At 59.5% G+C, this 3,693-nt stretch carries 2 protein-coding genes and 1 pseudogene; 2 read left to right on the forward strand and 1 reads right to left on the reverse strand.

The genetic code is table 11. The features are described from left to right. Both ACZIRK_RS44765 and ACZIRK_RS44770 read left to right on the forward strand, forming a co-directional pair. Positions 1-1,334, forward strand: a 1,334-nt coding sequence (locus ACZIRK_RS44765; RefSeq protein ID WP_474419797.1) for an IS4 family transposase, incomplete at its 5' end; no start/stop codon positions are given. Between the two features lie 662 nt (positions 1,335-1,996). Next, positions 1,997-2,626: a type IV toxin-antitoxin system AbiEi family antitoxin domain-containing protein gene (locus ACZIRK_RS44770; RefSeq protein WP_245475191.1), complete on the forward strand. Its 630-nt coding sequence runs from the start codon at positions 1,997-1,999 to the stop codon at positions 2,624-2,626. Positions 2,627-2,658: 32 nt separating this feature from the next. On the opposite strand, the pseudogene ACZIRK_RS44775 reads toward ACZIRK_RS44770, so the two are convergent. Beyond that, positions 2,659-3,601, reverse strand: a pseudogene (locus tag ACZIRK_RS44775) (IS110 family RNA-guided transposase). Positions 3,602-3,693 lie beyond the last annotated feature (92 nt).

The following is a 3,693-nucleotide window of genomic DNA, read 5'->3' on the forward strand; positions in this document are numbered from 1 at the left end:
GCAAACTGCTCACGCAGATTGGAAGCGCCATGGGACAAAGCATTCCGCTCGTCTGCCAGGATTGGGCGAATACCAAGGCAGCCTACCGCTTCTTCTCCAATGACCGGGTCAGCGAAGCGGACATTCTGGCCGGCCATTTCCAATCGACACGTGATCGTGCCGCCGCCACTGAAGGTCTCGTTCTTGTGCTGCACGATACAACCGAGTTCAGCTATCAACGCGAGAAGTCAGAAGCGATCGGCATCACCAAGAGCATCAACAGTGGACGGGATAAGGCGGGTCGCCTCAGATCGCACACGGTTTGCGGCATCCTGATGCATTCGAGCCTCGCGGTTACAATCGAGGGGGTGCCGCTGGGGTTGGCGGCCGTTAAGTTCTGGACCCGGAAGAAATTCAAGGGGACGGCAGCGCTTAAAAAGAAGATCAATCCGACCCGGATTCCCATCGAGAAAAAGGAAAGCGTGCGGTGGTTAGAAAATCTCAAGCAGTCTACGCAACTGTTGGATCATCCGGGACGATGCATCCATATTGGTGATCGCGAGAGTGACATCTACGAGCTGTTTTGCGCAGCACAGGAGACCGGAACTCATTTCCTGATCAGGACCTGCGTCGACCGCTTGGCTGGAGACGGAGATCACACGATCGCCGACGAAATGGACGAGGTCGCCGTCAAAGGGCTCCATCGCATCGACGTCAGAGACAGCAACGGCGATCCCGACCAGGCCGTTCTTGAGATCAGGTATCGCAAGATTCGCGTCCTGCCGCCGATCGGAAAGCAGAAGCGCTATCCCGCTCTGACCCTGACGGTGATCCATGCCGAAGAGCGCGGGACGCCGAAAAACAGAAAGAAAATCGAGTGGAAGCTGATCACCGATCTGCCTGTTGGTTCCCGCGCCGACGCCATTGAGAAGCTCGAATGGTATGCTTTGAGATGGAAGATCGAGGTGTTCCACAAGATCCTCAAATCGGGCTGCAAAGCTGAGGAGTCGAAGCTCAGGACCGCCCAGCGTCTGACCAACCTGATCTCGCTCTTTTGCATCCTGAGTTGGCGGGTCTTCTGGATGACGATGCTCAACCGTTCCGCCCCAGACGCACCGCCAAGCCTCGCATTGACTGCGACTGAAATCGGTGTGCTCGATCGCCTCGTCAACGACAAACCAAAAGCAAGACAGAAAACGCTCTCGCACTATCTGATCAAGATCGCCCGGCTCGGCGGTTATCTCGCCCGCGCCAGCGATCCGCCGCCCGGCAATACCGTCATGTGGCGCGGGCTGTCACGCCTCACCGACATCGCGCTGGGCGCCATGGTCGGAGGAGAATTTGTGGGTAATTGAAAGCTTTACAGGCCGTATACATGACCGAACCGCTCCCATGTGTGAAGTCGACTGAGAAAGCTCTTGCGCCCGCGGGCCGTTCCATACATGTCGCGCTATAGGCTCGTCCAACAATAGGAGGCTCGGCCTGAGAGAGAGGGTACGGGCCAGCCGTCGTTGCCCTCCCTATCGTGACGGTAACCATGGCTGTCGCGGACATATCCGCGGTTTCCCGAAATTGAGACCCAAACACGACTTGCGCTGCTGTGCCGAAAGGGATGGCCGGGTTTACTTCGTTTCTGGATCGCTCTCCGCATCAGACCGGACATGCTCGGCAAGCAGCCGGCACTGTTCGCACGAGCGATATCCTTTCCACGCCAGCGATATCCTTTCCACGCCGAAGCGCTGTTCCGGCCGCGATGAGGTCGCTGATGGTTGTCAGCCTGCTTCTGCTTGCCTATTCGGTGGGTGCGCTCATCGCGGGCTGCGCCGGTGGCTGAACAGACCGTGCCAAGACAGGGCGTCTTTGACCCTCCGCATAGATGGATGGTTGCGATTCTTCTTCCAGTCACAAGTGCGCGGCCGCCGCAGCCTGGGCTTCGAAAGAATTCCTTCGAGATTCATCCGATAGGCTCGAATGGCCCGGTTCAATCTTGCCAGCTTCGAAAGGACGGCGCAGCCTTTTGGCCGACTGGTCAGCACTTTCGCCAGCTTTGCCTTTCGATTGTCGGATTCAGCCTCGCACACAAGGTCTGGCCGGTGTCGGCGAGAGCCGCTTCAGCCGGTTCTATCGACACAGGCCGACCTCAGCTCCTGAGCCGGTTTTGCAGGGCCATGCGCACTATCTGCAGTTGGGCAGCGATCCGGTCATCTATCTTTATGGCGCCGACGTTCCAGCGTGGCTGCTGAAGCTGCGTGTCGATGCGCGCTTCGTTCACCGATCCGACACGCTGTTTGGACCTCAACCGGTCGGCGTCGAGGATGCCGCATTCAGCCGATCGGACAACGATGACAGCGAGCTGGCGCTCAGCCCCTGGAGATGGCCGATCAGGATGTCTTCGCCTGAGAGGGCGATTCTCGAAACGCTTGATGAACTCCCCGCGCATGAAAGCTTCCAAACGGTAGACAAGCAGTTCGAGAGTCTGGTGAGCCTGCGACCGAAAGCGCTGAACCAGCTGCTCGAGCAATGCCGCAGCATCAAAGTCAAGCGCCTGTTTTTCATTTACGCGGACAAGTACGCACATCCGTGGCGAAAGCACATCGACACCGCCGACATTGACTTGGGCCGCGGCGACCGTATGCGCGACGGGTAGTCGCTTTGCTTGACGAGCGACTATCTGGGTTGTCAAGTTGCATTGGCGTAAGCGGCGCGCGCATCGCGTGCTTTGGCGTTGAGACGGACCAGGAGCTTGCGGGCGAGCGCAATGCGAATGACCATTTTTTCCTTTCCGGCAGCGACCAGCCTGGCGCGGAAGTCGGCGAGGCTTTTGTCATAACGGGCGACGGTGGCCGCGACGAGGAAGAGGATCGAGCGGACGCCGGCGCGGCCACCGCGGATAGGTCGTTTACCCTTTCGCTTACCACTGTCATTGGCGATCGGGGCGAGGCCGGCCAGCTTGGCAATGGCTTTGTTGGACAGGGTGCCGATCTCCGGCAGTTCGGCATGCAGGCGTGCAACGGTTCGTCCGGCAACGCCCTTCACCTCGCGCCACGTCTCGGCGAGCTTTGCCCACAGCGGATCGTCGTCGATCATCGAGGCGATCTCGCCTTCGAGCGAACGGGACTGGCGCTTCAGCAGGGCGATCACCTCGTCAACACTTGCCTGCATCTCGGCATCGTCGAACATGCTGGCGCGGCGCTGCTTCTGGACCGTCAGGTCGTCGGTGACCTGCCTGAGCCTTGCGACCAGGGGCCTTCAGGCGTTGCTGGGCCTGGCTCGGCAGCGGGGTCGGAGCCAGATTCTTGGCGTCGGCGAACCGGGCAATGACGGAGGCATCGATCCGGTCGGTCTTCTCCAGAATGCCCATCGCCTCGGCATGGCGGCGGACGCTGCGAGGGTTGGTCAGCGCACAGCTGATACCTAACGCCCACAGCTCGAGCAACGCCCGTCGCTCGTAACCGCCGCTGGCCTCCATCACCACGAGCTCTACCGCATGTTCACGGCAAAACGCCGCCAGTTCGGTAATGCCTGCGGTGTCGTTATTGAAGCTCGCAGACCGATGCCCGGGCTCGATGCAGACATCGAGCTTGGCTTTCGAAACGTCCACTCCACAAATCGTCTTCTTCACGGTAACCTGCCTTGTCCATGCGATCGGAACTCAAGCGACTGTTCGGTCGTGCGTGACATGGCGAAGATCCCAAAGCTCATCCACGGTTGTGG

The sequence above is a fragment of the Bradyrhizobium sp. Leo114 genome, from assembly GCF_055229415.2.